We start from the raw sequence: 2,927 nt of genomic DNA, 5'->3' as shown, positions 1-2,927 counted from the left end.
GGCAAACGCGCGCTTCCCCTCCTCCACCGTCGTGGGCAGCTCCACGTCGCGCGAAAGCACGCCGGTATCTTTGAGCTCGCGCGCGGCGGTGGCGATCTGCGGCGGGAAGATATCGCTCGCCGCAAGGTCGTCGAGCTGGCGGAGCGCCTCGCGGGCAGGGAGCATCCACGAGACCGCGCCGTTCGCCATAAGAACCGCGTGCTTGCAGTAATCTGCGATGAAATCCGTGTGGTGCTCGATCACGATGATCGTCTTCCCGTGGCGCTCGTTGAGCTCGCGCAGCACCTCGTACGTCTGCCGCGCGTGATACGGGTCGAGCTGGGCTATAGGCTCGTCCAAGATGATGACCTCGGGCTCGAGCGCGAGCGCGCCGGCAAGCGCCAAAAGGTGCTTTTGGCCGCCCGAGAGCGCCCACACGTAATCCTGCGCCTTGTCTGCAAGCCCACAAAGCTCGAGGGCGGCAAGGCCACGCTCGAGGTAATCGGGCTGCGCGTAGTTGAGGCTCGCGAACGATGCCTCGTCGAGAACCGTCGGGCGCACGAGCTGGTTCTCGAAATCCTGGTACACATACCCCACATGCTGCGCAAGCTCGCCGATGGGGGTCTCGGCGGCCTCGAGGCCGGAGACCTTGAGCGAACCCGTCATGTCACCTACGATGAACTGCGGGATGAGTCCGTTCATCGCCTTGCAGAGCGTGGACTTTCCGCAGCCGTTCGCACCCATGATCGCAAGAAAGTCACCCTCCGCGACCTCGAGGTTGAGGTTGCGGAGGGTGGCGGTTGCGGCTCCGGGGTAGGTGAACGTGAGGTCTTTGATCGAGATGATCGACATTACCCTTACCCCTCAGGCGCTTATGCGCGGCTCAGAACGGCGTTGCGATGCATGCAGTATCCGGCGATGGCGACGACGACCGCAGCGATGCTCAGGCCGGCATAGACGGCGGTCATGCTCTCCGCCCATTCAGCCTCCCACTCGATAAGCGAGAAGCCGGCCTCGGAAAGGCACGCCACCGCGACGGCCACGACGAAGCACACCACGGCACCGAGCACGAGCTTGGCAGAGGGAGCCTCGGGCGCATTCTCGGCGGAGCGGGGCTTCATGCCCAGCAGCGGCTCAATCTTGCCGTAAAGGCGCGGGACGAGGAACATCGTGGGCAGCAGGCAGAACAGGATGCCCGAGAACAGGAGGTCGTTCACGAAGGCAAAGCCCTCGGTGAAGAAGACGGACTCGGGGAGACCCTCGACGGCCTCGAACTCCTCGACGGCGAAGACGACCTTGCAGATGTCCACGCCGGCGCTCATGGCAAGCTGGAGCGCGGTGCAGCCAAAGGCGGCGAGCGCCACCATCTTCATGTTGCGCGGATCTTTAACGATGGTGCCAGCGATGTAGATGGCGATGGTGACGGTGAGGAACTTCTCGAGCTCACCGAGGCCGCCGAACTGGCCGAGCATGATTTCGGAGAACACGAGCTCGCCGGTAGCGGCGCCGAGGGCGACGGACAGCGGATCGAAGAGCATGGCAAGCGTAAGCGGGATGAACAGGAAGAACTCGACGGAGAATTCGACGATACCCACCTGGACGGAGGGGATGAGCTCGGAAACGAGCGTGGCGAGGCCGTACAGCGACATGCTGAGGACGAAGATCATCAGCTTGTGGGACTGCGCGGTCGTAGACGTTGACGACATGCGATTCCTCTCTCTTGGCGTGCAGGGCACGCGGTCGGGGTTCCGCGGCGGGCGACGGCCGTTGCGCGCGTCGCGGTGTTGGGTGCCGACCTTGCCGCTGGGCGTTGGTCGACAGGAAGAATCGTATGGCGCTGACCTGCAGGTTCCGGTCATCCGCCCGTAAGGTGAAAATAAAGTTTCACTGGTGCCAAGCGTGAAAATTGCGCAGCGTGCGCTCGCGGGCGGCGCGCCACCTTGCCGTTTTGGATGAAAATCGCGTCCGTGGCATGCCTTACCGTGCGCTTACGTAAAAGTACCCCAGGGGTTTTTCGACACGGCTCCCCGTGAACGTGGGACTTTGGCACCGGGTCTCTGAGTCCCACAATGGGACTCAGAGACCCGGTGCCAAAGTCCCACAAGGCTATCCCAGCAGCAGACGCTCGCAGGCGCGACACGTGAGCCAGGCGTAGGCCGTCATGAGCACGAGCGTGAAGCCGAGGACATCGGCCACGATGAGCACGAACGAGGCACTACCGAACACGAACGAGAGAAAGCCCACGAGCATGAGGCCGAATACGTCGTGGACGAGCGCGAACGCGAGCGGCGTGCCGAAGCAGAGCCCTACCTGATGGCGCAGCGACGAGGCCGCCATTGCGCGGTCGCAGCCGAGCTCGCGCAGCACCACGTAGGCTCGCCGCGCATCCGCCGCCCCGGAAAGCTGTTGCAGCGCCAAAATCGCCGCCGCGGTAACGAGGAACGCCGCGCCGTAGAAGATGCCCACGTAGCCGATGGGCGCAAGCGCGTTCGCGGAGTCCGCAAGCTCAACGGAGCCGCGCAGCCCCACACTGAAGACGAAGCCCGCGCACATCATGCACACGGCCGCCGCGATGAGCACGCACACGCAGGAGAGCGCGGCCGAGGTGCTTGAGATGCGTGCGCCCACCTGTCGCACGGTGAAGAGCCGAAGCCCGTTCCAGTAACGCCGCTCGTTTCGGCGCTCGCGCTCGCCCCAACGCCATGCGAACGCACGCATCACGAGAAGCGTCGCCCCGAACGCGGCGAACCCCATGGGAATGATGAACGCGATGAAGTAGATGGGCTGCAGCACGCAGCACCCCCACACCACGGCGAGAAGCGGCGCCGCAAGCACGAGCTGCCAGCGGGATGCGGCGCGCGTGGCGCCCACCAGGCGCTCCGGCGCGCGCTCGGCCTGCATGAGTTCCACAAGCGGCCGGCGCAGCACGTCGCGCACGCAGGCGACGG

2 protein-coding genes and 1 pseudogene are annotated in these 2,927 nt (G+C 64.8%); all 3 read right to left on the bottom strand.

Features of this window, described 5'->3' with window-relative positions:
* Positions 1 to 831 (bottom strand): energy-coupling factor ABC transporter ATP-binding protein (locus QZ079_RS08885; RefSeq protein ID WP_297037495.1); only part of this gene is annotated, 831 nt, incomplete at its 3' end.
* Positions 832 to 851: 20 nt separating this feature from the next.
* The gene (locus tag QZ079_RS08880; RefSeq protein WP_297037494.1) at positions 852 to 1,685 is read right to left on the bottom strand and encodes a hypothetical protein; all 834 of its coding nucleotides are present in this window, start codon (positions 1,683 to 1,685) and stop codon (positions 852 to 854) included.
* A 400-nt stretch (positions 1,686 to 2,085) separates the two neighbouring features.
* Positions 2,086 to 2,927: pseudogene (locus QZ079_RS08875) on the bottom strand (ABC transporter permease); the annotation flags it as partial.

Source organism: uncultured Enorma sp., from assembly GCA_905210055.1.
GTDB lineage: Bacteria > Actinomycetota > Coriobacteriia > Coriobacteriales > Coriobacteriaceae > Enorma.
Note: the sequence above shows the minus strand (reverse complement) of the source record. Positions and strands in the feature narration are given on the sequence as shown.